The sequence below is a fragment of the Streptomyces sp. NPDC012935 genome (assembly GCF_042900345.1).
Lineage (GTDB): Bacteria > Actinomycetota > Actinomycetes > Streptomycetales > Streptomycetaceae > Streptomyces.
This window is the reverse complement of record NZ_JBIBBC010000002.1, coordinates 390628-414241: the sequence shown is the minus strand read 5'-3', so window position 1 is coordinate 414241 and position 23614 is coordinate 390628. Positions and strand designations below refer to the sequence as shown.

24 protein-coding genes and 1 pseudogene are annotated in these 23614 nt (G+C 73.1%); 9 read left to right on the top strand and 16 right to left on the bottom strand.

The features are described 5' to 3' along the window. The first annotated feature begins 4 nt into the window (after positions 1-4). The 3 genes from ACFY5C_RS07245 to ACFY5C_RS07235 all read left to right on the top strand — a co-directional run bounded on the left by ACFY5C_RS07245 (position 5) and on the right by ACFY5C_RS07235 (position 2632). A complete protein-coding gene (locus ACFY5C_RS07245; RefSeq protein ID WP_389441491.1) occupies positions 5-493 on the top strand; it encodes a hypothetical protein in 489 nt (162 codons plus the stop codon). A 6-nt stretch (positions 494-499) separates the two neighbouring features. Beyond that, on the top strand, positions 500-1954 hold the full coding sequence (locus tag ACFY5C_RS07240) for a hypothetical protein (RefSeq protein ID WP_389441488.1): 1455 nt from the start codon (positions 500-502) through the stop codon (positions 1952-1954). Between the two features lie 126 nt (positions 1955-2080). Then, positions 2081-2632: a TerB family tellurite resistance protein gene (locus ACFY5C_RS07235; protein ID WP_365055845.1), complete on the top strand. Its 552-nt coding sequence runs from the start codon at positions 2081-2083 to the stop codon at positions 2630-2632. Between the two features lie 49 nt (positions 2633-2681). Here ACFY5C_RS07235 and ACFY5C_RS07230 read toward each other — a convergent pair whose 3' ends face one another. The 4 genes from ACFY5C_RS07230 to ACFY5C_RS07215 all read right to left on the bottom strand — a co-directional run bounded on the left by ACFY5C_RS07230 (position 2682) and on the right by ACFY5C_RS07215 (position 6225). Next, positions 2682-3182: a universal stress protein gene (locus ACFY5C_RS07230; protein ID WP_389441486.1), complete on the bottom strand. Its 501-nt coding sequence runs from the start codon at positions 3180-3182 to the stop codon at positions 2682-2684. A 4-nt stretch (positions 3183-3186) separates the two neighbouring features. Further along, the gene (locus ACFY5C_RS07225) at positions 3187-4446 is read right to left on the bottom strand and encodes an SLC13 family permease (RefSeq protein ID WP_389442192.1); all 1260 of its coding nucleotides are present in this window, start codon (positions 4444-4446) and stop codon (positions 3187-3189) included. A 138-nt stretch (positions 4447-4584) separates the two neighbouring features. Next, positions 4585-5445: a DUF2993 domain-containing protein gene (locus ACFY5C_RS07220; protein ID WP_389441484.1), complete on the bottom strand. Its 861-nt coding sequence runs from the start codon at positions 5443-5445 to the stop codon at positions 4585-4587. A gap of 48 nt (positions 5446-5493) precedes the next feature. Continuing rightward, positions 5494-6225 carry a TetR/AcrR family transcriptional regulator gene (locus ACFY5C_RS07215; RefSeq protein ID WP_389441481.1) on the bottom strand — a complete coding sequence of 244 codons (732 nt, stop codon included), beginning with the start codon at positions 6223-6225 and terminating at the stop codon, positions 5494-5496. Between the two features lie 120 nt (positions 6226-6345). On the opposite strand from ACFY5C_RS07215, the gene ACFY5C_RS07210 reads away from it, so the two are divergent. After that, positions 6346-8010: an MFS transporter gene (locus ACFY5C_RS07210; protein WP_389441478.1), complete on the top strand. Its 1665-nt coding sequence runs from the start codon at positions 6346-6348 to the stop codon at positions 8008-8010. Between the two features lie 108 nt (positions 8011-8118). On the opposite strand, the gene ACFY5C_RS07205 is transcribed toward ACFY5C_RS07210, so the two are convergent. From ACFY5C_RS07205 to ACFY5C_RS07170, 8 genes are all read right to left on the bottom strand, one after another. Beyond that, complete coding sequence (locus ACFY5C_RS07205; RefSeq protein WP_389441476.1) at positions 8119-8868, bottom strand: hypothetical protein; 750 nt, start codon at positions 8866-8868, stop codon at positions 8119-8121. 128 nt (positions 8869-8996) lie between these two features. After that, positions 8997-9653 carry a TetR family transcriptional regulator gene (locus ACFY5C_RS07200; RefSeq protein WP_389441473.1) on the bottom strand — a complete coding sequence of 219 codons (657 nt, stop codon included), beginning with the start codon at positions 9651-9653 and terminating at the stop codon, positions 8997-8999. Positions 9654-9745: 92 nt separating this feature from the next. Continuing rightward, on the bottom strand, positions 9746-10993 hold the full coding sequence (locus tag ACFY5C_RS07195; RefSeq protein ID WP_389441471.1) for a sensor histidine kinase: 1248 nt from the start codon (positions 10991-10993) through the stop codon (positions 9746-9748). Positions 10994-11117: 124 nt separating this feature from the next. Continuing rightward, positions 11118-13328 carry an MMPL family transporter gene (locus ACFY5C_RS07190; protein WP_389441468.1) on the bottom strand — a complete coding sequence of 737 codons (2211 nt, stop codon included), beginning with the start codon at positions 13326-13328 and terminating at the stop codon, positions 11118-11120. Between the two features lie 249 nt (positions 13329-13577). Beyond that, a complete protein-coding gene (locus ACFY5C_RS07185) occupies positions 13578-14870 on the bottom strand; it encodes a VWA-like domain-containing protein (protein WP_389441466.1) in 1293 nt (430 codons plus the stop codon). A 242-nt stretch (positions 14871-15112) separates the two neighbouring features. Then, positions 15113-16357 carry an AAA family ATPase gene (locus ACFY5C_RS07180; RefSeq protein WP_389441463.1) on the bottom strand — a complete coding sequence of 415 codons (1245 nt, stop codon included), beginning with the start codon at positions 16355-16357 and terminating at the stop codon, positions 15113-15115. Positions 16358-16448: 91 nt separating this feature from the next. Beyond that, positions 16449-17867, bottom strand: a complete 1419-nt coding sequence (locus tag ACFY5C_RS07175) for a hypothetical protein (RefSeq protein WP_389441462.1) — start codon at positions 17865-17867, stop codon at positions 16449-16451. Between the two features lie 367 nt (positions 17868-18234). Next, positions 18235-18414 carry a hypothetical protein gene (locus tag ACFY5C_RS07170; protein WP_389441459.1) on the bottom strand — a complete coding sequence of 60 codons (180 nt, stop codon included), beginning with the start codon at positions 18412-18414 and terminating at the stop codon, positions 18235-18237. On the opposite strand from ACFY5C_RS07170, the gene ACFY5C_RS07165 reads away from it, so the two are divergent. After that, complete coding sequence (locus tag ACFY5C_RS07165; protein ID WP_389441456.1) at positions 18401-19027, top strand: expansin EXLX1 family cellulose-binding protein; 627 nt, start codon at positions 18401-18403, stop codon at positions 19025-19027. The genes ACFY5C_RS07170 and ACFY5C_RS07165 overlap by 14 nt on opposite strands. 19 nt (positions 19028-19046) lie before the next feature. Then, positions 19047-19271, top strand: a complete 225-nt coding sequence (locus ACFY5C_RS07160; protein ID WP_389441454.1) for a cold-shock protein — start codon at positions 19047-19049, stop codon at positions 19269-19271. 13 nt (positions 19272-19284) lie between these two features. Here ACFY5C_RS07160 and ACFY5C_RS07155 read toward each other — a convergent pair whose 3' ends face one another. The 4 genes from ACFY5C_RS07155 to ACFY5C_RS07140 all read right to left on the bottom strand — a co-directional run bounded on the left by ACFY5C_RS07155 (position 19285) and on the right by ACFY5C_RS07140 (position 21454). Then, a complete protein-coding gene (locus ACFY5C_RS07155; RefSeq protein ID WP_389441451.1) occupies positions 19285-19812 on the bottom strand; it encodes a hypothetical protein in 528 nt (175 codons plus the stop codon). Next, a complete protein-coding gene (locus tag ACFY5C_RS07150; RefSeq protein ID WP_383614004.1) occupies positions 19796-20287 on the bottom strand; it encodes an RNA polymerase sigma factor in 492 nt (163 codons plus the stop codon). Before ACFY5C_RS07150 ends, ACFY5C_RS07155 begins: the two co-directional genes overlap by 17 nt. A 115-nt stretch (positions 20288-20402) precedes the next feature. Beyond that, positions 20403-21047 (bottom strand): class F sortase, encoded by a 645-nt coding sequence (locus tag ACFY5C_RS07145; RefSeq protein ID WP_389441448.1) that lies wholly within the window; start codon positions 21045-21047, stop codon positions 20403-20405. After that, a complete protein-coding gene (locus ACFY5C_RS07140) occupies positions 21044-21454 on the bottom strand; it encodes a sortase-dependent protein (RefSeq protein WP_389441446.1) in 411 nt (136 codons plus the stop codon). Before ACFY5C_RS07140 ends, ACFY5C_RS07145 begins: the two co-directional genes overlap by 4 nt. 137 nt (positions 21455-21591) lie before the next feature. On the opposite strand from ACFY5C_RS07140, the gene ACFY5C_RS07135 reads away from it, so the two are divergent. From ACFY5C_RS07135 to ACFY5C_RS07125, 3 genes and pseudogenes are all read left to right on the top strand, one after another. Then, on the top strand, positions 21592-22011 hold the full coding sequence (locus ACFY5C_RS07135) for a DUF6153 family protein (RefSeq protein ID WP_389441443.1): 420 nt from the start codon (positions 21592-21594) through the stop codon (positions 22009-22011). 109 nt (positions 22012-22120) lie between these two features. Continuing rightward, a complete protein-coding gene (locus ACFY5C_RS07130; RefSeq protein ID WP_389441441.1) occupies positions 22121-22795 on the top strand; it encodes a DUF305 domain-containing protein in 675 nt (224 codons plus the stop codon). 108 nt (positions 22796-22903) lie between these two features. Then, a pseudogene (locus tag ACFY5C_RS07125) lies at positions 22904-23254 on the top strand (MFS transporter); the annotation flags it as partial. Between the last annotated feature and the right edge of the window lie 360 nt (positions 23255-23614).

Here is a 23614-nt window from a genome sequence, read left to right as displayed (position 1 = left end):
CACGATGCAGAGCTCTTCCTACCAGCCCGAGCAGGCCGGCCCGGCTTCTCCCCCGGGGGTGCGCATGCCCGGGGCAGTCATCTTCGTCCTTGTGGTCGTGGCCGTGCACGCACTCGGTACGGCGTTCGGCGGCTGGGCGGTCCTCGAGGAGAACCGGAACAAGCAGGAGCACGGGCAGGACCTGCTCATGCCGATGGGCATGGCCTGGTTGCTGGCGCTGTTCTGCTGGGGGCTGGCGGCGCTGCTGGTCGCCTGCGTGGTGCTGGCCCGCAGGCGCCGCGGCTGGGTCCGTGTGGTGCTGATCGTGTGCCTGTCGTTCGTGGCGGTCTCGACGGCCTTCGCCTTCCTGGGCTCGCTGACCTCCGGGACGCCCAACCTCGCGACGTTCGTGGTCGCCGGCATCGACGTGGCGGCCCTGTGGATGGTGAGCGCCGCGACCGGCCGCGGCTACTTCTCCGTACGCAACCCGGCGTCCCCGTACATCCAGGGGTGACGGCCCATGGACTCCCCGGCGCACGCCCACGGCCCCTTCGTGCCGCCCGACGAGCCCCCGCGGCCTCCTTCGCCGCCCGGGCCGGACCGCCCGGGCGACCCGGTGGCCGCGGCGCTCGGCAACGCCTCGCTGCTCGGCATCGGCTACCTGCTGCTGGGTCACTGGCGGCTGGCGGCCTTCACCGTCATCGGCACGGGCTGGCTGCTCAACGTCACCGTGTCGACCGCCGGCACCTGGGCCGAGATCCTGCTGCTCATGTGGTGGGCGGCCGGCACCGCACACGGCTGGTCCCTGGCCCACGGGCGCGCCGAGCACGTCGTACGACGGCGGCAGCGCGCGGCCACCCTCGTCCTCGCGGTCGCCGTACTGCTGACCGCCGTGCTGCTGCGGGTCGACGCGTACGGCATCGAGAACCGTGTGACCGAGGCCCGCGAGCGCGGCGACTGCGAGGCGGCCGTGGCCGCGCAGGGCGAGGTGGGGCTCGGCCACCGTCTGGCGGGTGCGCCGGTGGTCGAACCCGGCGAGGCGGTGGTGGAGGCGTGCCGGCGGCTGGAGCGGGCCGCGGCCACGCTGACCGGCGCGGCGCGGGACGGGAGCACCGAGGACCTGGAGCGCGGCTTCCGCGTCCTCGCCGGCGTCCTGAAGGAGCCCGGCAACGAGCAGACCGTCAGGAGGGTGCTGGACACCTTCCTCGCCGGCCTGCCCACCGAGGATTCCTGCGCCACCGCCGACATCGCGGGCTGGCTCCGCGACCGCGAGCCCTCCCGTGACGTACTGGACCGGAGCGCCGCCGCCGCGACGCGTACGGAACCCGCGGCGCTGGTGGGCTGCGGCGACCACCTGATGTCCGAGGACGCCTGGCAGCAGGCGCAGGCCCGCTACCAGCACCTCCTCGACACCTACCCCGACGACGCCCGCGCGGACGAGGCCCGCGGCGGCGTGCACGAGGCCACCCTCGCCCTCGAACTGCAGAAAGTACGCGGCCTGATCACGGACGCGTACGACGCGGAGTCCGGCTACTGCGACACGCCCGCCAAGTACAGCGGCGCCCCGCGGTACCGCAAGGGGTCCAACCGCGCGCTGTTCCTCGGCGACACGGAGTACACCGGGCAGCTCCCCGGCGGCTGGCGCACCGACGACCCGACCGAGGCGGCGCTCGTGGTCTGCGCGGACACGGCGGAGAACGGGGCCGCCGTCGAGACCTGCTCCTACGAGAACGACAAGTACGAGTACCTCCCCTACTCGGTGACCTTCCACAAGGTGAAGATCCCGCTGAAGGTGTACGAACTGCGCACCGGAAAGCGCCTCGATCCGCGCTCGGTGCAGATCGGCGGCACGAGCTGCCCGCGCACCCTGTACTACGAGTACTACGGCAGCTACGACTACGGGCCGGGCGACGAGTTCGTCTCCACGTCCAAGTCCGGTGTGCGGGACGCCTTCCGGCCGGTCGTCGAGCGGTGACCCTCGGGCGCGCCCGCCGGCCCAGGAACTCCCGAGGGCCGGCGGACGTTTGCAGGAGGACACACGGAACACATGCAACACACGCAGTCGACCTGAACGACATGGGCTGAAGCCGAGGTGGCACGGATGGCGATGTGGGATCGGATCAAGGACCAGGCCAAGGGTCTGCAGCAGCAGGCACAGGCCGGGCGGAGCTCCGGCGGGCACGGGAGGCCGGGTTCCGGGTCCTCGGGAGGATCCAAGGCCCAGCTGGTGAGCGCGCTCAAGACGCAGCTCACCTCTCTCAAGACGGAGCTGAAGAGCGGCGCCTACCGGGACGCCAGCATGGCCATGTGCGCCCTGGTCGCCGCCGCCGACGGCAATGTCGACCCGGCCGAGCGCCAGCACGTGGAGTCGCTGATCCTGAACAACGACGTCCTGCAGAACTTCCCGTCCGAGCAGCTGCGGCAGCGCTTCAACAAGCACGTCGACCAGTTGTCCTTCAACTTCCAGCAGGGCAAGACCGAGGCCCTGCAGGAGATCGCCAAGGCCGCGAAGAAGCCGACGGAGGCCCGGGCGGTCGTCCAGACCGGCTTCGTCGTGGCGGGCGCGGACGGCTACATCGCGCCGGCGGAGGAGCAGGTCCTGCGCGAGGCTTGCTCGACGCTCGGCCTGTCCCCACAGGAATTCGGCCTCTGACAGCACCACCGTCCATTCTCTTGCCCGCGCCCCTCAGGCTCCGCAGGTGCTACCCGTGGTGCGGAGGATGCGGCGGCGGGGGCGGCATAGTCGTCAGGTCCGGGGCCGGCTCCGGCCAGACCAGCAGGAGTGGGCACGGGGCGTGGTCCACGACGAAGCGGCTTGCGGGGCCGAGGCTGTGGGGGCCGAGAGTGGCGCGGTCGCCGTCGCGGGCCAGGACGAGCAGTTCGGCGCCCTCCACCGCGGCGACGACCTCGCGCTCGGCTCGGCCGGTGCGCTCGACGCGGGTGCAGGGGCGGTCGAGACGCTCGGCGGCCGCCTGGAGGAGGCTCTCGGCGGATGCGGCGGCGAGGTGTTCGACGCGGGTGCCGGGGTCGCGCTCGGGGTGGCCCCGGCCGAGCAGCCCGGCGAACGCGCCGTGCGCTGCGTCCGCGACCTCGGGCCCGGTGACATGCAGCAGGACGACCTCGGTGTCCTCGGGAGCGTGCCGTCGCGCGGCGTCCACGCAGGCGGGCCAGGTGCCCTCGACGATCCAGACGACCACCGCCATGGGATCAGCCTCCTCCGATCACGGCCAGTGAGACCCACAGTGCCGGCACCGCGGCGAGGAGGCTCGCCGGTACGGCGTACAGACCGAGCCGGGTGAACTCCCCCAGCTCCACCTCCGCGTCATGCGCGTGGACGATACGCCGCCACAGCAGCGTGGCAAGCGAACCGGCGTAGGTGAGGTTGGGGCCGATGTTCACCCCGAGCAGCACCGCGAGGACGGCGCCGGGGCCGGAGTCGGCAGCCAGCGGCAGCAGGACCAGCACCGCGGGCAGGTTGTTGATGACGTTGGCCAGTACAGCGGCCAGCGCCGCGATCCCGAGCAGGGCCGCAAGCCCCGTGCCGTCGGGGATGAGATGGCCCAGGGCCGTGTCGAGCCCGTTGTCGACGACCGCCCGGACCACGATCCCGAGCGCCAGCACGAAGGCGAGGAACGGCACCGAGACGGACCGCAGCAGCGCCTTGGGGGACGTACTGCGCCGGATCAGGGCCCGCACCGCGAGCACGACCGCGCCGGCCAGGGCCGCCCACGCCGGGTCGATGCCGACGGCCGACGTCAGCACGAACCCGGCCAGCGTGCAGCCCACGGTCACCAGGGCGAACAGCGGCAGTTCGGGGGCGTCGGCGGTGTGCGGGGCCTGCGCGCCGGCGTCCAGGTCGGTGGCGAAGAAGCGCCGGAAGACGACGTACTCCACGGCGATCGCGGCCACCCACGGCAGCGCCATCAGCGCCGCGAACCGGGTGAAGCTGAGCCCGCTGGCGGCGAACGCCAGCAGGTTGGTCAGGTTGGACACCGGCAGGAGCAAGGAAGCCGTGTTGGACAGGTGCGTGCAGGCGTAGACGTGCGGCTTGGGCCGTGCCCCCAGCCGGGCCGCCGTCGCGAACACCACCGGCGTGAGCAGCACCACCGTGGCGTCCAGGCTCAGTACGGCCGTGATCGCCGACGCGGCCAAGAACACCTGCATGAGAAGGCGGCGCGGCCGGCCGGCGGCGGTACGCGCCATCCATGCCCCGCAGGCCTGGAACAGCCCCTCGTCGTCGCAGAGTTGGGCGAGGACCAGGACGGCCGCGAGGAAGCCGATCACCGGCCCGAGCCGCTCGGCCTCGTCCAGCGCATGGGCCGGGGAGATGGCCCCCGTCGCCACCACCAGCACCGCGGCCGGTACGGCGACCACGGCCTCCGGCCAGTTGAAGGGACGGACGACGGCACAGACCAGCACGAGCACGAGCATGGCCACGGACAGCGTCTCGGCGAGCGGGGTGTTCAGGTTCGGTCCTTCCGTGCAGCGACGGCCGGGCCGCCGGTGGATCACGCCGCACGGTACTCCGCGAAGGTAAGCCGAGTCCTTCGGCTCCCCGGGGCCCGGCCGTCCCGGCCGTCCCGGCCGTCCCGCACCGGCGGACCGTCAGGCGTCGCCCTGCGCCTCCCCGTCCGGCCGGAACGTGACCGCGCGGCCCGAGAAGCGGGCGCTGAGGCCGTCGGCCGTGGGGGTGACCGAACGCAGGTGCAGGCCTTCGGGGATGTTCCGCAGTTGGATCGGCCGCTCGAAGACGTTGTCGAGAACCGCGCTCCCGACGGCCGGCAACGCCCCTCCCGAGACGGTGAAGTCATCGAAGGCGATGCGGTTCGCGGAGTCCGCCGAGACGGTCGTCGTCACGGTGACCTCCTCGCCGAGTGGCAGGAGGACCACCGCGCTCACCCGGCCCGGACGGCTGCCCTGGGAGATCTCCAGTCCGAGCGCGTCGGAGACGTCCGCGTACGACAGGAAGGCGGTCGCCTCCGCGCTGCGGGCCCATGCCTCGCTGTCGTCGTCGGACTTCGTCAACCCGTCGAGCCGGAGGGAGAGTTCGCTCACCGGTAGCGGGCGCGTGGTCCCGCGGGCCGGTATGTCGTGGGCGGTGATGTCGACATGGTCCAGGGTGCCGGACGCCGCCTGCGTCACGACGGGGAAGCCGCGGACGTGCACGTCCGGCTCGACGGGCGTGCCCATGCCCTCCTGGAACGCCTTCGCCGTACGCGACTCGATGCGCGCCGCCACGAACCGGTCGGCCGCGACGGGGACGAGGGCAAGGGTGACCAGCACGGCGACGGCGACGGAGGCGGCTCGTCGTGGCTTACGGCGGGCCCAGAAGGGCTCATTGGGCTTGCTGGACTCGTGCGGGGGGTGCGGCTCGTAGGCGTAGTCGGGGTCGTGGTCATCGCCGGGGCCGTAGTCATGGCCGGAGCCGTAGTCGTAGTCGTGTCCGTGCTGTCGGGACGGGCGCATGGGCGGTGGCCTCCTCGGTGGGGGTCCTCGGCAGGGGTCCTCGGTGGGTCAGTTGGGGCGGTGGGGCGGTCGGAACCGGTCGGCGGCGCGCAGACGCCGGACCGTGACGGCCGCTGCGTCGCTGTCGACTCCGGCGGCGATCAGCGCGGCCGTGGCGGCGCCCGTGCCGTCGTCGGCCCAGATGCCGGAGTTGACCGTGCCGAGCAGGGCGAGCAGGTGGGCCTCGATGGCGCCGCTGAGCGGGCCCGGCGGTACGGCGCCGTGGAAGACGCCCTGGCGCTGCCCCTCGGCGAGGATGCCGGCGACCCGCTCGCGAGCCGGGGCGAGGAGGTCGCTCACCTGCTCGCTGCCCAGGTCCTGACGGGCGAGGCCCATCAGCGTGCGGTAGCAGTCGCCGACCGGCCACAGGGTGAGGACGAAGCGGGCCAGGGCACTCGCGGGGCCCGGGTCGGGTGCGCCCGGGCCGACCCCGCTCGCATCGGTCCCGCTCGCATCGGTCCCGCTCGTATCGGCCCCGCTCGTATCGGCCCCGCTCGTATCGGCGACAGCAAGGCGTATCGCCTCCGCCGCCTCCCCGGCCAGCCCCTCCACCAGCGCCGCCCGGCCGGTGAAGTGCGTGTAGACGGTACGCCGTGCCACCCCGGCGGTTTCGGCGATGTCGCCGAGGCTGCAGTCGGGGTTGCGGCCCAGTTCCCGCAGGGCCGCGTCCAGGATGCGGGCGCGCGTGGCGCGCGTCGCACGGCGGCGGCGTACGGGTTGCGGCGCTGTCGGGCTGGTCACGTCGGCACCTCGGTGCGGAGGGAGGGGTCGGGTGGGCTCACCACGATATTTGCACATCGACGGGCAAGAAACTAGTCTGCTCATTGATGTGCAAATAACTCACGTCCCCTGGGAGTCCCCGTGCCCTTCCTTGCCACCACACCCGTCGAGAAGATGACCGGGCCGTACACACGGCGCTGGTGGGCACTGCTCGTGCTCTGCCTGAGTCTGCTGATCGTCGTCATGGCCAACACGTCGTTGATCGTGGCCGCGCCCGACATGACCCGGGATCTGGACCTCACCAGCAGTGACCTGCAGTGGGTCATCGACGGCTACACCGTCCCGTACGCCGCGCTGATGCTCGTCCTGGGCGCGATCGGCGACAAGTACAGCCGTCGTGGCGCTCTGATCGTGGGTCTGCTGATCTTCGCGGGCGGATCCGTGATGGGCAGCCTGGTCGACGAGACCGCGCTCGTCATCACCGCCCGCGCGGTCATGGGCGTCGGTGCCGCCGTCGTCATGCCGGCCACCCTGTCCCTGCTGGTCGCGATCTTCCCTCGCGGTGAGCGCGCCAAGGCCATCACGGGCTGGACCGCGACCTCGGGCCTCGCCATCGCCGTCGGTCCGCTGGTCGCCGGCTGGCTCCTGGAGGACCACGCCTGGGGGTCGACCTTCCTGATCAACGTGCCCATCGCGATCGTCGCCGCCGTCGGCGCGCTGGCGCTCGTACCGCCGTCGAAGGCGGCGGGCATGGGCCGGATCGACTACGTCGGCGGGCTGCTGTCCATCGTCTCCGTCGGCTCGCTCGTGTACGCGGCCATCGAGGGCCCGCACTTCGGCTGGGGCGCCGGCCCGATCGCCGCGGCCGTGGCCGCCGGTGTCGGCCTGCTGGCCTTCGTCGCCTGGGAGCTGCGCCACCCGCACCCCATGCTGGACGTGCGCAAGTTCGCCCAGCGGCCGTTCAGCGGCTCGATGCTCGCGGTGCTGTTCTTCTTCTTCGGCACCTTCGGCTCGCTCTACTACGCCACCCAGTACCTCCAGTTCGTCCTCGGCTACGGTGCGCTGGAGACCGGCGTACGGCTGCTGCCGCTGGCCGGTGCCGTCTTCGTCGGCGCCGCGGTGACCGGGCGGCTGACCCCGAAGCTCGGCGTGAAGGCCATGGTCGTCTCCGGCATGGCGATCGGCACGGCCGGGGTGTTCCTGCTCACCCGGATCGACCAGGGCTCCTCGTACACCGACTTCCTGGCGTCGCTGATCATGCTGGGCTTCGCGATCGGCCTGAGCGTGTCCCCGGCCACCGACACGATCATGGGCTCCTTCCCCGAGTCCGAGCTGGGCGTCGGCGGCGGCGCCAACGACACCTCGCTGGAACTGGGCGGTGCCCTGGGCATCGCGATCCTCGGCTCGCTGCTGGGGACGGCGTACCGCGACAAGCTCACGGACCTGATCGGCGGCCAGCTGCCGCACTCCGCGCTGGAGACGGCCAAGGACTCGGTGGGCGGCGGTCTCGCGGTGGCCCAGGAGGTGGCGAAGAACCCGGCCGGCGGCGCCCAGCAGGCCCAGGCACTCGTCGACGCCGTCCACGAGGCGTTCGCCCACGGCGTCGCCCAGACCAGCCTGGTCGGCGGGATCATCATGGCCGCCGGAACGATGATCGTCCTCGCCGTCCTCCCGGGCCACCGCAAGGCCGCCAAGCACGGCTCGGAGGACGCGCAGGAGAAGCCCGAGCCCAAGCAGACGCAGGAGACGCAGGAGACGCAGGAGGCCCGCGACTCGCAGGAGGCTCACACGGGCGGCGTCGCCTGAGACGCCACCACCCCTGAACGGGCCGTGCCTTGAGCGGCACACGGCCCCGGACGGTGCCGGGAGGGGACGCCCGGCACCGTCCTTCCCCTGTCGGGAGCCGTAGCCGGGCTACGCCCGGATGACCGGCACGCTCCGCTCCACGGCGTAGGCGTGGACAGCCGTGAGAACCGTGTGCTGCTCGGCCACGACACCGGCGACCGACGGGGACTTCAGCAGCACGTCCATGGCGGCGCGGCTCTGCGCACCGACGACCACGCAACCGTGGTAGCGGCGGAAGACCGGGTTGTCGTGCGCGACCCCGGGTGTCGGGTGCACCAGGCCCGACCAGGGCAGGAAGGTGTACGTCCGCAGATCGCGCGCACCGGCCTCCTGCAGCGCGGCCCCGACCCGGTCGTGGACGAAGCTCCGGAACGCCCGGCCGCGCACTCCCCGTCGCCGGCGCAGCAGCAGCACCGTGCGGTGGCCCACGTCGTCCTGGTGCCCCTCCGTCCACCAGCGCCCTGCACCCGGCGCGGTGACGTGACCGAGGACCCGTTCGAAGACGTTCTGCTCGTCGAGATGGACCTCCCGCATGCGCGCCGGCATGGCGAGCGCCGCGGCCGTGCTCACGAACCGGACCTCGGCGAGGCCGTCGCAGCGCCAGTCGGGCGGGACGAGGGTGCCCACCGTCGCGGACCTGGGCCAGTAACCGTGATCGGTGGGCGAGAAGAGACGCTGCACGTACTCGGCCATGTTCGGCAGCCGCTCGACGATCCGCGCGTGCGGGCCCGCCCAGTACCGCACGGCGGCTTCCCTGGGCAGGTCGGTGCGGAGCCACACCGGGGCCACGAAGGAGGTGGTGCGGGCAGGTCGGCTCATGGTGTCTCCGGTACGGGCGGACGTGCGGCGGCCCGGGAGCGGGCCATGTTTGCCCATCATCGGGTAATTAAGCTGCCCGTCAAGTGCCGAGCCCGTCAGAAGCGGGATCCGAAGCCGGATACGAGGGCTCAGCCGCCGGCGGGGTCCGGCACCGGGGCCACCGTCGGCGCGACCGTCTCCGCCACCGCCCGCGCCCGTTCCTCCGGAACGCCGGCCGCGATCAGGGTGACGATGGCGACCCGGGTGCCGTCGTCCTCCAGCACTCCGGTGTTGACCGACTCCAGCAGCGCGACGGTCATCGCCTCCAGCCCCGCGCTGAGCGCAGCGGCCGGCAGGTGGGTGTGGAAGACGCCGTCCCGCTGGCCTCGCTCCAGGATGGCCGTGGCCGTCGCGCGGGCCGGTGCCAGCACCTCGGCCACGCGCTCCGCACCCAGGTCGCGCTGGGCCAGCGCCAGCAGCAGGCGATAGCGGTCGCCCACGGGCCACATCGAGAAGGCGAGACGGGCCAGCGACCACTCGGCGGGCTCCCCCTCGGCGGCCTGCACACCGGAGGCCAGCGCGCTGCGCAGACTCTCGGACGCCTCCTCGGCGAGGGCCTCCAACAGCGCCTCGCGCCCGGGGAAGTGGCCGAAGAGAGTGCGCCGTACGACACCTGCGGCGCGTGCCAGCTCCTCCAGCGTGACGTCCGGGTTGCGGCCGAACTCCCGGCGGGCCGTGGCCAGGATGCGCGCCCGGTTGGCCCGCGCGTTGCGGCGCAGGGGCTCGCGGGCGACGGGCTTGGTCACAAAAACCTCGATGGATCGGCGCGGAGCAGGTGGGACACCGTGCGGACACGGACGTGGAGCACCGGCATTCTCGCACGGAGGGGCCCCGCCGCTCATGGGGTCGTACGCTCACCGGCACCGTACGGCTGCAGGGGCAGGGCGGTCGTGACCTCGAAGCCGCCCTCGGGGCGCGGGCCCGCGCAGAGTTCGCCGCCGACGGAGTGGGCCCGCTCGCGCATGCCCATGACGCCGAAGCCGTGCAGCGCCCCGGCCCCGGGAGCGGGGCCGGCTCCGGGTGCGGCGGGGCCGTCGTTGAGGACCGTGATCAGCAGCCGGGAGTCGGAGTAGCCGATCCGTACGGTGGCGGCTTCCGCGGTGGCGTGCTTGGTGACGTTGGTGAGCGCCTCCTGCACGATCCGGAACGCGGTCAGGTCCACACCGGGGGACAGCGGCTGCGGCTCCCCCTCCGTGATCACCGTGACGGTGACCCCCGCCGATGCGCACGCCGAGACCAGTTCGGGCAGCCGGGCGAGCCCGGGGGACGGTTCCAGGGGGGCGGAGTCCGGGTCGCCGTTCTGCCGCAGCAGGCCCAGCGTGGCCTTCAGTTCGCGCAGCGCGGAGGACGTCGTCCCGGTCAGGTCGGTGAGGATCTTCTGCGACTGCTGAGGGCTCGTGAGCACCAGGTGCGCGGCCGTGCCGGCCTGCGCGTTGGCCAGGGCCAGGTGGTGGGCGACGACGTCGTGCAGCTCGCGGGCGATCCGCATGCGCTCCTCGGTGACCCGCAGCCGGGCCTCCTCCTCCCTGGTGCGCTCGGCGTGCTCGGCCCGGGCCTGCACGGCCTGGAGGTAGGCGCGCCGCAGCCGCGTCATGTTGCCGGCGGCGAGGGGCAGCAGCAGCCAGAAGAACGGGCCGATCGTCCTGAGCAGCAGCGAGAGGTGGTCCATGCTGTCGGAGATCGCCGCCGCGACGGTCACGGCCACCATGGTCGCGATGCCGTACGCGCGGGTCGTCGGGCGGTCGGTGAGGGTGGCCAGCCAGTACAGCGCCGCCATGACGGGGGCCAGCAGCAGCGGGGTGAGCAGATACCCCAGCGCGATCACGGTCACCGTGCAGGCGGCGGCCACGACGACGGCGATGCGCGGATGCCTGCGGTGCTTCAGCAGGGCCAGACAGGCCACCCCCATGAAGGCGACGGCGGTCCTGTCCTGGTCCGGCGGGTCGGCGCCGGGCAGGGTGAGCATGCTGCCGAGGGACGCGCAGCCCATCAGCGCCGCGACCAGCACCACGTCGACGACATGGGGGTGGCGGTCCGAGAACTCCTCGATGCGGTCCGCGTAGCGCCGCTCCGGGCTGGTGCTCATGTTGCTCTCCGGTTGGTCGGCTGGGGTCCATGGTGAACGCCCGCGGGTACGGACGGTACGAACGGCCGACGGGACCGCCCGTGTCCTTCGTCACGGGCGGTCCCGGTGGGGGTGGGCAGGCGGATCAGGTGCGCGCCGGTTCCAGCTCGGCCGCCTCGCTCGGGGCGGGCTCCGCCGCGGAACGCCCGCTGAGCGCCTCCCCCTCCACATCGACCCGGGGCAGGATCCGGTCCAGCCACTTCGGCAGCCACCAGGCCTTGTCGCCGAGCAGCGCGAGCACCGCGGGCACGATCGCCATCCGTACGACGAACGCGTCGAGGAGTACGGCGGAGGCGAGCCCGAACCCGATCATCTTGATCATGGAGTCGCTCTCCCCGATGAACCCGGCGAAGACCGCGATCATGATCAGGGCGGCGGCCACGACCACCCGGGCGCTGTGCCGGAAGCCGGACGTGACCGCCTGGCCGGGCGACTCGCCGTGGACGTACGCCTCCCGCATCCGCGAGACGAGGAAGACCTCGTAGTCCATGGCGAGCCCGAAGACGATGCCCACCAGGAAGATCGGCATCAGGCTCATGATCGGCCCGGTCTGCTCGACGCCCAGCAGTTCGGCGCCGTGCCCCTGCTGGAAGACCACGACGACCGCACCGAGCGAGGCCAGCACCGACAGCAGGAAGCCGAGGGCCGCCTTCAGCGGCACCAGCAGCGACCGGAAGACCACCAGCAGCAGCACGATCGCCAGCCCGACGACGACGATCAGATACGGGACGAGCGCGGCCTGCACCTTGTCGGCGATGTCGATGTTCATCGCGGTGGTGCCGGTGACCTCGAAGGTGGCCCCTGTCTCGGCCTCGACTCCGTCCCGCTCGCCCCGGATGGTGGTCACCAGTTCCTTGGTCTTCTCGTCGGTCGGCGCGGTGGACGGCACGACCGAGAAGACGGCGGTGTCACCGGCGGCGTTGAAGCGGGCGGGGGAGACGGACACGATCCCCTTCGTGCCGCCGATCTGCTCGGAGACCGTGCTGACGGCGCCCTTGGGATCCGCGTCCCCCTTGGCGTCGACGACGACGGTCAGCGGCCCGTTGAAGCCCGGCCCGAAAGCGTCGGCGAGCGCGTCGTAGGCCCGCCGCTCGGTGGTGGAGGCCGACTTGGCCTCGTCACCGGGCATGCCCAGCTGCAGATCGGTCATCGGCACGGCGAGCGCCCCGAGTCCCACGACGCCGAGAAGCAGCACGGGCAGGGGCCGGCGCAGCACGAACCGCGCCCAGCGGGTGCCGCCGTTGTCGGCGACGCTCTCCTCGATACGGCCGCTCCTGCGGGCCCGCCGCGACAGCACCGCGTTCGGCCAGAAGCCGAGGAAGGCCGGGACCAGCGTCAGCGCGATCAGTACGCCGACGACGACCGCGCCCGCGGCGGCAAGCCCCATCTTGGTGAGCATCGGGATGCCGACCACCGCGAGTCCGGCGAGCGCGATCACGACGGTGAGCCCGGCGAAGACGACCGCGGAGCCGGCCGTGCCGACGGCCATCCCGACCGCCTCCTGCGGTGTACGGCCCTTGGCGCGCTCCTCCCGGTAGCGCGAGACGACGAACAGGGCGTAGTCGATGCCGACGGCCAGGCCCAGCATCATGGCGAGGGTGCCGGTCGTGGTGGACAGGCCGAGCGCGCTGGACAGGGCGAGGATCGTGGCCATGCTGACGCCGACGCCCATGACGGCCGTCAGCAGCGGCAGCCCGGCCGCGGCGAGGGACCCGAACGTGATGAGCAGCACGACGGCGGCGATGGCGACGCCGATGACCTCGGCCGCCCCGCCCGGACCGCCGCCGTCGTCCATGGCGGTCCCGCCGGCCTCGACGGTCAGCCCCGACTCCTGGGCCTGCGTGAGCGTCCGCTCGAGATGCGCCTTGCTCTCGTCGGTGAGGTCGCTCGCCCCGACCTTGTAGGTGACGGTCGAGTACGCCGTCGTGCCGTCCTTGCTGACGGCCTGCGCCCGGAACGGGTCGACGGCGCTCGCGACCTGCGACCCGTCACCGAGTTCGGCCACGGCGTCCTCGACGGCCTTCTTGTTCTCGGCGGCGGTCACCTTCTGCCCGCCCGGCGCGACGAAGACGACCCGTGCGGTGGCACCGTCCGCCGTCGCACCCGGGAAGCGCTCCTCCATCAGGTCGAACGCCTTCTGCGACTCGATGCCCGGCATCGAGAACTCCTCGTCGACGGCGCCCGGAGCCTTCAGGGCGCCCAGTCCGACGGCGGCCAGGACGGCCGCCCAGACCAGGGCGACGTACCAGCGCCGCCGGAAGGCCAGACGGCCCACTCGATACAGGAAAGTAGCCACGGCAGGGGGTCTCCACATCTGGGACTCGAACGTGTGCCCAGGCTGTCCGGAGCAGGGGTGCCGTGTCGTCGTGCGGCTGCCGACAATCGGAGGTACTGAGAACGCAGTACTGAGCGGCGGTGGCTCGACCGTGGGTACGACGGCCCGCGGCCCGGGTCTCACCCCCGGGTCTCACGCCCGGGTCTCACCCCCGGGTCTCACGCCCGGGTCACCCCCGGGGTCTCACGCCACAGGTCAACGCCCTGGGCCTCACCGACTCGAACCCACCGACCCGATCTCGACGACGTGCGCCCAGTCCGGTGGCGCGTCCGGTACGTACTCGGGATCGTCCTCGTCCCATGAGGTGGCCGCCCGCTGCCGGGGGAACAGCCCCACCACGGTCCGGCACGGCGGCCGCGTGCTCGGCCACGGTGTCTGGCCGTCCGTCAGGGCGACGACGACATCGGGCCGGGGTTGCGCGCGCAATGCCCTGGCGAAGCCCGCGCGCAGATCCGTTCCGCCGCCCCCGACCAGCGGAATTCCCTCGGCGCGGCACACCCGGTGCACACCCCCTGCCGCCGCGTCGCACGGCACCACGCTGACCAGGTCACGGCGCCCGCCCACGGCCCGGGAGATCGCGGCAACCTCCACAAGCGCGCTGCCCAGTTCGGCGTCGCTGACCGAACCGGAGGTGTCGATGACGACACACACGCGGGGCGGCCGTCGCCGCAGGCTCGGCAGGACGGCGCCCGGCACCGAGGCGGAGCGGCGCGACGGGCGACCGTAGGTGTAGTCCTCGCCGGCACCGGGGCCACCGGCGGCCGACCGCACAGCCGCCCCCAGCAACTCCCGCCAGGGCTGGGGTGGATGGAACGCTTCTTCCGCCCACCGCCGCCACCCGTCCGGGGCGTTCCCGGGGCGGCCGGTGATGCCCTGCGCGACCCGGAACCGGACCGCGTCCCGTTCCTGCGCACTCAGTCCGTGCGCGCCGTCCGCGCCCAGATCCCACTCCCGTTCCAGCCCGTCGGCCCCGCTGCCGCAGTCCAGCCAAGCCAGATCCTGCGTACGCGGCCCAAGCCGGAACTGCCGTAGGTAGTCCTCCATGAGCTCACCCTCGGGCAGCCGCAGCGTCGCCGGTTCGACGGCGCCCTCGGGCCGGGCGAGCCCGTCGCCGTACACGTCGTCGTTGATCTCGCAGTCCGCGGCGATGTTCATCCGCAGCCGCTCCCCGGGACCGGTCAGCCCGCGCTCACGCGCCACCCGGTCGCCGCGCCCGTGATGATCCCGCAGCAGATGCGACACCTCGTGCACCCACACCCCGGCCAACTCCTCCACGGGTGTCCGCGCCACGAACCCCGGCGACACGTAACACCGCCAGTGCCGGTCCACCGCCATGGTCGGCACCCGCCACGACTCGACGACGTGCAGGGCGAAGAGGGCGGTTGCCAGGTAGGGGCGGACCCGGGCGGCGTGGAGCCGGGCGGCGAAGAGCTTCTCCCGGTCCAGGGGGCGAGGTGCGGGGCCGGGTGAAGAGTGGGGGGTACCTGGGGAGTTGCCCCTCATGGGGCCTGCCGCACTCCCGCTCGTCGCCGCCCCGCCTTGCGCAGGCCGCAAGGCGTCCCGACAGGCCCCGGCCGGATCCGCCGCCCTCAAGGGCACCGCCCCACCGGACCGAACCGGCTCCGCGAGCGCCTCCGGAGAGCTCGCGCCAGGCACAGCCCGGCGCGCTCCCGACGGGCCGGCGCCCGCCGGCCTCACCTCCACCGACCCGGACGCAGCCCGGCGCGCCCCCGCCTCACCCTCGCTCATCGCCGCCCCGCCTGCGCCGCGGCCGCCGCTGTCCGTGCCGCCGTGTGATCCGCTCGGCGGGACAGGGAGACCACTCCGGCGAGTCGGTCGATGGAGGCCGGTACGTCCCAGTCCTCCCGACGGAGGGAGGCGAGGGTGGTGGCGGGGACGACGACGAGGTCCGGGGCGCCGGTCTCCACGGCTTTGACCAGGAGCGCCCAGGCGGCGTCCCAGCGGGACTTGTCCGGCCGCGCCCGAACGGCCTCCACCACGCCGTCCAACGCGGCCTGCCGCAGATCCCCCCGCTCGGGCAGGTCGGCCACCGACGGGTCGGCGAGCAGGAGTTCGGGGTCGGGCAGATCCATCCTGTCGACGCTCGCCAGCAGCTCCAGGCCCGGCCCGTCCCCCACCGTGCCCCGCACCAGCAGGGAGAGCACCTCCCGGGAGGCCCCGGCCGCGGTGGCGAAGGCGACCAGGCACTGTGTCATCTCCCAGCTGCGGGGCGAGGGCCATGGCCCGCCCCGCCGTGCCTCGCCGCTGGGCAACCGGTGCACCAGCCCCGGCCGCCCGGAGAGCAACCCGCACACAGCACGCCGGGCGAAGTCCACGGCCCCCGCCAGCTTCTCCGGGTCGAGCCGCGGCAGCGTCGCCCGTGGCCAGGTCCCACCCAGGCCGCGTACGACGACCTCGTGGTCGTGGACCCACCGCAGATGCACGAACCGGTTGGCCAGCGGCGCGCTCAGCTCCCACCCGTCCGCCGCCGAGGACCGCGGGTTGGCGGCGGCCACGATCCGCACGCCCGGCGGCAGCCGTAGCGCCCCGATCCTCCGCTCCAGCACCAGCCGCAGCAGCGCGGCCTGCACAGCCGGCGGCGCGGTCGACAACTCGTCCAGGAACAGCAGCCCCCGCCCGGACTTCACCAGCCGGACGGCCCAGTCCGGCGGGGCCATCGGAACCCCTTGTTCCGCGGGGTCGTCCCCGACGACGGGCAACCCCGAGAAGTCGGACGGTTCGTGGACGCTGGCGATCACCGTGGTCAGCGGAAGATCGAGGGTGGCGGCGAGTTGGGTGAGCGCCGCCGTCTTGCCGATCCCCGGCTCACCCCACAGCAGGACGGGCAGGTCGGCGGCGACGGCGAGGGTGAGGGCCTCCAGTTGCACGTCGGGGCGGGGTTCGGTGGTGGTGTCGCGGAGGAGGGACAACAGATCTGCGGCGACGTCGAGTTGGGGCGTGGCGGGCCGGCTCTGGGTGCATGTGGGCATATGAGGTCACCTGTGGGTCTCGAGATGGGTGGGTGGTGGGGCGAGGTGGTGAGGCGAGGTGGGGGGCGGAGCGCGGACTCGGATGCCCGGGTCAGCGAAGTGCCGCGTGCCGGGGGTGCCCGCGCTGCTGACGGGGCCGGCCGCGCTCGTCGTACCGGATCCGGCCCGGACCGGGACCGGTCAACCCGGCGCGGAAGAGCCCGTAGGTCAGGCGCCGGCGCGCAGCGGCCTGCAACTCGTCCCGCAAGGCACCGTCACGCAGCACCGCCTCCGGACCCAGCAGTCCCTCGACGACCGCCAGCGCACCGGCGGTGTCGCCGTGGCAGAGCCGTTCGCGGACGTCGGGCAGGCACTCCGGATGCCGGTGTGCCTCGTCGATGGCCTGGAGACAGGGCAGCGGCGTGCCGGTGAGGGAGGCCAGCAGTTCTTCCCGCCGAATCTCGGCGGGGTCGTGGTCCAGCGGGGCCAGTACCCCGTCGACCAGACCGATCCGATGCCGGACGCCCCGGCAGTCGACGAGGCGTGGCTGCCCTGCCCGGTCCGGAGCAGAGGGCGGCCGTGACGGCGGCGGGCGCCCCGGTACCAGGGCCTGGGCGACCAGTGGATGCAGCCGATCGGCTTCGACAGCACCGGCGCGGAGCAACTCCAGGTCGGGCAGCACCCAGGTCGCCGCGTCGGGCAGCACCGGCAGCGCACCGGCACGCCGCTTGGTGGACGCCGCGATCCGCATCGCCTCAGCCCCGGTGCCACCGTCCCCGTCCCGCTCCCCCCGCAGTTCCAGCACCAGCCGATGCCGTCCCCCCAACCGCACGAGCACGGCCCCCGCGGACCGCCCCTCGGCGCGAAGGAGCAGCCGCGCCTCGTCCGCCCACCGGTCGACGGCACAGCCACGCCCGTACGGCACGGTCCCGGGAAGATCCGGTTCCGGCCCGGGTCGCTCACCGTCGAGCAGCCCACCACCGGCCCGATTCCGCAGCTCACCGGACCGCCGCGCATCCCACAGATGCCGGTGCAGATCGAACCGGAACCGCCGGCTGGGACGCGGATGCGGGTGGGGATTCGGAACCCCCTCCCACAACCCGAGGCTGATCCGCTGCCCGGCATCGGCCCAAGCGGGCGGAGTCCGCACGACGAGATGCAGGGGGCCGCCCCGTCCCCGTCTCCCCCCGCCGCCGTACTTGGCCAGCGCGAGCGTCAGTCCCGGCCGCAGCAGCCCGTCGGGAGCGATCCTCGGCATGTGCCAGCGCAGCAGGTCGGGAGCGAGATGGCGTAGATCGCCCCGAAGGCGGGCGGCGGTCTCCCGACCGTGATCCCGCACCACGGAACGCAGATCGAGATCGACATCGACGCCGGCGGCGGCACAGGCCCCCGCCCAGTCCCCCGCCAGCCGACGGGCGGTCGCGGTCTCGATCATGGAGGCCGGCACGGCGAACTCCCGCACGCGCGGCCAGAAAGAAAGCAATGAGGGCTCGGAGAGCCGGGTGTTCCCGTTCGCGATCGAAGTGCTCATCAGCACTCACCTTGCGCGGACGGGACCCCCAATCTGTGGACAGAGTGAGTCGTCATCGCGGGCGAGCGTAACGCGGCCCGCACGCAGCCGCGAGGCATTTTCCGCACCGCGGCAACCTTTCCGCCCCCGGCAACCACTGTCCCGTGTACGGCATCTGCCGATCCATGTGCCGATCCACGTCAGGACGTAAGGACTCACTCGTGGCATCCCCCTCCCACCGCCGCCGGTCCCCCCGCAAGTGGCGTGCGGCCCTGGTCCCAGCCGTGGTCTTGGCGGCCGTCGCACTGGCCGCATCCCTGCTCATGGCTCTGCGCCCCGACGCGAACCCCACGGCCGCCGATGCCCCGACGACACCTGTCACCGGCGGTCAGTCCAAAATTTCACCGACGACACCGAACCGTGTGCCGAAGCCGGCGCCGACCTCGTCCCAGCCGTCCCCGTCCCCGCCGTCCGCCAAGACCACCGCATCGGCGCGCGCATCCAACTCGGCCTCAGCCAGGGCGACATCGCGACCGGCCTCCGCCCCGGCCCCGTTGGCGGGACGCATCCGCCCCGGCATCGCCTACGACGGAATCGCCACCTTCTACGACACCGGCAACGGCGACGGCGCCTGCCTGTACGGCCCGACCGACGACGTCATGACGGCGGCGATGAACCACGCGGACTACGAGACGTCCCAGGCGTGCGGAGCGTACGTACGCGTCAGGGCGTCCGGCGGCGCCGCCGTCACGGTCCGCATCACCAACGAATGCCCCCTGCCCTGCGCCCCCGGCCAACTCGACCTCAGCGCCCAGGCGTTCGCCAAGCTCGCGGCCCCCTCGGCCGGACGCATCCCGATCACCTGGAGCCTGCTGAGCCCCGGGACGCCCGAGGCGCCCGGGAACATCTCGATCCGCTACAAGACGGGCTCCAGCAGCCACTGGTGCGGCATCCAGGCGGTGGGCCACCGAAACCCGCTGGCCCGCCTGGAGGTCCGCGACGGCGGAGGCTGGCGGCAGCTCCGGCGCACGGAGTACAACTACTTCCTCTCCGAGCAGGGGAGCGGCTGCGGGGGCGAGTTGAGACTCACCGACATATACGGGGAGAAGCTGACGGTCGACGCTCTCCCCGTACGCCCGGATGTCCTGCAGCCGGCCCGGGCCCAGTTCGCGGTGCACTGACAACCCGTAGGCTCGCCCCATGGTGACTGCGACGGTTCGTGAGTGGAGCGACGAGGAAGGGTGGGGTGTGCTCGACTCGCCCGAGACTCCCGGCGGCTGCTTCGGCCACTACTCCGACATCCAGGTGACCGGCTTCCGCACGCTGGCGCCCGGACAGCTGGTCGACCTCACGTGGGAAGCCCCCGGATTCAAGCAGGACGGCTACGACTACCGCGCGGTGAGCATCGTGCCTCGGACCGCCTGACACGCGCACACGGCTAACGCCGGGGCGTCCCCGTCACGTTCGCCGTCACGCCGCCCGGGGTCGGATCCACCGACGCCGACGCCCCGTCCGACGTCGGCGTCGACGACGGAGCGGCCGTGGGCAGGGGCGAACTGCTCGGCGTACGGGAGTCGGTGGCCCGCGCCGTCGGGGTGGGCTCGGAGGTCGTGGCCTCCGGTGGCACCGTCGGCGTCGATGAGGTCGCTCGCGGCGGCGACGGGGACGGGGTGGGCGGCGTCGTGCGGTCGGTCGCGGGTGGGGGTGCGAGCGGGGGCGCCGGGGCGGGCGGGGCGTCGGAGCTTCCCGAGCTGAGCGGGAAGGCGACCAGGAGCGCCGCGGCGCAGGTCACGGCCGCCCCGATCGACGCACGGACGAGCCGGCGGCGGGTGGCCCGGCGGCGGATGGACTCGTAGCTGCCGGGGGGCGGGGCGAGGTAGTCCGTGGCGGGGCGGAGGATCACCGCGAGCGGGTCGTCGGGGGACAGCTCCGGACCGTCCGCGTCTTCGTCAAAGCGTGTGGTCAAGGCTTCTCCTCAGGTGGACGCGGAGCAGTTCGCGGGCCGCGTGAAGGTCGGCCTTGACGGTTCCTTCCTTTCGTCCGGTCAGCACGGACACCTCCCGGATCGGCATGTCAGCGTAGTAGTGGAGCAGGATCGGCACGCGCAGGCGTTCGGGGAGGGACTGGACCAGCAGGCGTACGGACGGGTCCTCCTGCTCGGTGTGGGAGTTGACCGCGGCTTCCGTCGTGGCCCGGCGCATCGCCCGCCGTTCGCGCTCCAGCTTGCGCCAGTGGTCCCGGACCAGGTTCGCCGCGGTGACGTAGAGGAACCCGCGCGGCTCCTCCACCCGGCTCCAACGCGCCCAGAGCCGGGTGAAGGCCTCCGAGGCGATCTCGTGGGCCGTCTCGTCGTCGTCGACGAGACGGCGGCACCAGCCGGCCAGGCGTGGGTAGAGGGCGGCGAACAGCTCGGACGCTGCCTTGTCGCGGGACCGTTTCAACGCTCTCCATGGTCGTGAGGAAGCTTGCGCGGCACCAAGAGGGATGCCGGGCCGGCGGCGTACGTTCCGGCGGCCCGGCACCGGCTTTCGTGCCGGTACTGCGGAGCAGGTGCGGTCAGGGGGACGTGGAGCTCAGCTCGGCGAAGACGATCACGTTGTCGCGGTACTCGTCGCCGGAGCGCGGTCCGCCGCACGTGATCAGCCGCAGCTCCGGGCGGTCCGTGTCGCCGTAGACGTCGTCCGCCGGGAAGTCCGCCTTGGCGACCGTCCGCACGGAGCTCACGGCGAACTCCGCCGATGTGCCGTCCTTCCTGCGCGCCACGATCCGGTCACCCCGGCGCAGCCGCGCCAGGTCCCGGAACACTCCGGCCCCGTAGGAGCCCACCGTGACGTGGCCGAGGATGACGCACGGGCCGACCTGGCCCGGAGTCGGCGAGTGCCGGTACCAGCCCGCCCGGTCGTCGGCCGTGATCGGCGGCACCTCCACGGTGCCGTCCTGCGCCAGACCCAGCCGGATGACCGGGGTGTCGACGTCGATCGCCGGGATCCGGAGCCGGACCGGGGGTGAACTTCCCAGCGTGCGCGTGGAGTTAGAGGATGCCGAGGAGGACCCGCCCTCCCGACCCTCCTTGGACGCCTCCGCGTCCGTTCTCCGCCGGGAGCCCGCGTCAGCACCCTGCTCTGTGCCCTGGCCGCCGCAGCCCACCAGCAGCGACGCCATCGCCGCCGTGGCGAACGCCCGCCTGGACAGCGGCATCATGCCCCCGTGATCCGGCGACGCCGTACGACGAAGGCCGTCGCGCCTCCGGCGACGAGCACCGCGGCGGCGCCCCCGCCGATCATCCCGCCCCGTCCGCTGCCGGAGTCCGAGGAGGTCGGCGTGACGCCGGTGTCGGGCGCCCCGGACGGCCGGACGGAGATCTGGCCGCTGTCCCGGGTCGGCGCGGCCGACGGCTGGGGGGTGTCGTCGGCCGGGGGACGGGTCGGCTCGGCGGAGGACGGGGGACGGGTCGGCTCGGCGCTGGGGCTCGGGGCGTCCGTGGCGGGGGAGCCGGCCGACGTGCTCGGGACCGGGGTCGGGGACGAGGTGTCGGCGAGCGCGGGGGCGGCGGTCGCGAACAGGGCCGCGCAGCTGAGTGCCATGGCGCTGAGGACGGTTCGGCGCATTGAGTCGCTCTCTTTCGTCGGCCCGGCCGGTACTGCCGTACCCGGCGGGCTGGGTGACGGGTCGAGCGAAGAGACGACGGGGCGGCGGGGCGGGTTGTAAAGAGATGGCAAAGCCATCGGCCGCTACGATGACGGGCGTGACAGCCCGTGCGCAGCAACACCGTGCGCTGCGGATCCCGTTGCCGGGGCCGTGGCGCATGATTCTGCTGCTCGGGCTGCTCGCCGGGCTGTTCGCGATGCACGCGCTCGGCCCCGCCGACGCCGTCTCGGTCCCTTCGCACCACGGACACGGCGCTCCCGTCATGAGCGTCCACGTGACGGCCCTGACCGACGAGGCCGTCTGCCACAACCCCGACTCGGGCGGCGGGCACGCCCAGCACGCCGACCCGACCTGCGCGTCGAACGCCGTCGGTGCGGGCCCGGTGCTGCCGGCCCCGGTGCCCGATCCGGCCGGCAGCGCCGTCGCGGCCGGCCTCGACGGCCGTTCCGTGGCCGCCGTGCCCGAAGGCGGGCGCGCGCCTCCCTCACTGGCCGAGCTGCAGATCCTGCGGACCTAGGACAAGGCCGAGCCGTCCCCCTCACCCACTGAGGGCGTACGGCACTCAGCCATGCCCGTGCCGCGCCCCAAGGGCGCCGCAACTCACGTACATCGCAGGAGTTCTCAGCATGACCAGCACACGCACCGTGGTCCGTCGCGCCGCCCTGGCCGCGACGGCCGTCACCGCCGCACTCGTCCTCTCCGCCTGCGCCGGCGGCGACCACTCGGACACCGCCTCCGGCGCGCACCCGTCGCCCTCGCCGAGCGCCGACGCCACCGCCGGGGCCACCGCCGGCGCGCACAACGCCCAGGACGTCTCCTTCGCGCAGGGCATGATCCCGCACCACCGGCAGGCGGTGGAGATGGCAGCGCTGGCCGCCGACCGCGCCTCCTCGGCCCGGGTCAAGGACCTCGCCACACGTGTCGAGAAGGCCCAGGCCCCGGAGATCCGGACCATGTCGGGGTGGCTGAAGGCCTGGGGCGAGGACGTGCCGTCGGCCGCGCCCGCCGCGGACGACACGGACGGGATGGACCACTCCGGTGGTCACGGCGGTGACACCGGCATGGCCGGGATGATGGACCGGAAGGACATGGACAGGCTGGCGAAGTCCTCCGGCAAGGCCTTCGACTCCATGTTCCTGACCATGATGGTCGAGCACCACGAGGGCGCGGTGGAGATGGCCGAGGCCGAGAAGGCGAAGGGCAAGTACGCTCCCGCGACCGCACTGGCCGACGACGTGATCAGCGCCCAGACCGCCGAGATCGAGGAGATGAACAAGCTGCTCGGCAAGAACGAGGGCTGACGCCCTGACGGGCGGTGGGCCCGGGCCATTTCCCGCGGCCGGGCCCCCGCCCCGCACAGTCACTTCAGGCCCGGCCCCCGCTGGTACGACTCCCCCGGCCCGGCCGGGTCCACGATCGCGGCAGGCGGGACGGGCCGCGCAGTCGGACCCGCGCTGATCATGGGCGCCGTCGACCCCTCCGAGACGGCCGCGGCCAACAGCCTCAACACCCTGATGCGCTCGCTCGGCACCTCGTTCGCCAGTGCCCTCGCGGGCGTCATCCTGGCCCGCATGACCACCGACTTCGGCGGCCACGCCCTGCCCTCGGAGAACGGCTTCAAGGTCGTCATGGCCATCGGCGCCGGAGCAGCCCTGCTGGCCTTCGCCCTCGCCACACTCATCCCGAGGCAGCGCAACGCCACGGCCCAACGGCCGTCCGCCGAGGACGAGTCGGGGCGGGCGGTGGTCAAGGCGGGGTAGGTCAGCTCGGCCGCGGATCGCCTGGGTCTCGCCGCGGATCTCGAGATCCGGGCGCGGACCTGGGGGACCCGTGTGCGCGGGACGCCATGAAGCACGGCGCCCCGCGCCCGCGCGGCCGGTGCCCAGGCCGGCACGAAAAGCACCCCCCGCGAGCAGACTCACGCACCCCCCACGGTCGAAAACTCGGCACCCACCTCGGAACCCGGCCACCCGCCCTCGAGAACCACGTACCCGACACACCACGAACCACAGCACCCCGCGCCCGCACGGCCGGTGCCCAGGCCGGCACGAGAGGCACGGGCCAGGGAGCCCGGGCGCGCGTTTCACAACCGGTCGAAGACTCGCCGCTCATCCCGGGCC

What these genes read in the sequence shown, in the direction of transcription:
- ACFY5C_RS07230 (WP_389441486.1), bottom strand. Translation starts at nt 3,182, where the DNA reads ATGGCGGTGGTCGTCTGGATCGTCGAGGGCACCTGGCCCGCCTGCGTG.
- ACFY5C_RS07160 (WP_389441454.1), top strand. Translation starts at nt 19,047, where the DNA reads ATGGTGACTGCGACGGTTCGTGAGTGGAGCGACGAGGAAGGGTGGGGT.
- ACFY5C_RS07235 (WP_365055845.1), top strand. Translation starts at nt 2,081, where the DNA reads ATGGCGATGTGGGATCGGATCAAGGACCAGGCCAAGGGTCTGCAGCAG.
- ACFY5C_RS07170 (WP_389441459.1), bottom strand. Translation starts at nt 18,414, where the DNA reads ATGCGTCCCGCCAACGGGGCCGGGGCGGAGGCCGGTCGCGATGTCGCC.
- ACFY5C_RS07240 (WP_389441488.1), top strand. Translation starts at nt 500, where the DNA reads ATGGACTCCCCGGCGCACGCCCACGGCCCCTTCGTGCCGCCCGACGAG.
- ACFY5C_RS07185 (WP_389441466.1), bottom strand. Translation starts at nt 14,870, where the DNA reads ATGAGGGGCAACTCCCCAGGTACCCCCCACTCTTCACCCGGCCCCGCA.
- ACFY5C_RS07180 (WP_389441463.1), bottom strand. Translation starts at nt 16,357, where the DNA reads ATGCCCACATGCACCCAGAGCCGGCCCGCCACGCCCCAACTCGACGTC.
- ACFY5C_RS07145 (WP_389441448.1), bottom strand. Translation starts at nt 21,047, where the DNA reads ATGATGCCGCTGTCCAGGCGGGCGTTCGCCACGGCGGCGATGGCGTCG.
- ACFY5C_RS07140 (WP_389441446.1), bottom strand. Translation starts at nt 21,454, where the DNA reads ATGCGCCGAACCGTCCTCAGCGCCATGGCACTCAGCTGCGCGGCCCTG.
- ACFY5C_RS07195 (WP_389441471.1), bottom strand. Translation starts at nt 10,993, where the DNA reads ATGAGCACCAGCCCGGAGCGGCGCTACGCGGACCGCATCGAGGAGTTC.
- ACFY5C_RS07245 (WP_389441491.1), top strand. Translation starts at nt 5, where the DNA reads ATGCAGAGCTCTTCCTACCAGCCCGAGCAGGCCGGCCCGGCTTCTCCC.
- ACFY5C_RS07220 (WP_389441484.1), bottom strand. Translation starts at nt 5,445, where the DNA reads ATGCGCCCGTCCCGACAGCACGGACACGACTACGACTACGGCTCCGGC.
- ACFY5C_RS07130 (WP_389441441.1), top strand. Translation starts at nt 22,121, where the DNA reads ATGACCAGCACACGCACCGTGGTCCGTCGCGCCGCCCTGGCCGCGACG.
- ACFY5C_RS07175 (WP_389441462.1), bottom strand. Translation starts at nt 17,867, where the DNA reads ATGAGCACTTCGATCGCGAACGGGAACACCCGGCTCTCCGAGCCCTCA.
- ACFY5C_RS07205 (WP_389441476.1), bottom strand. Translation starts at nt 8,868, where the DNA reads ATGAGCCGACCTGCCCGCACCACCTCCTTCGTGGCCCCGGTGTGGCTC.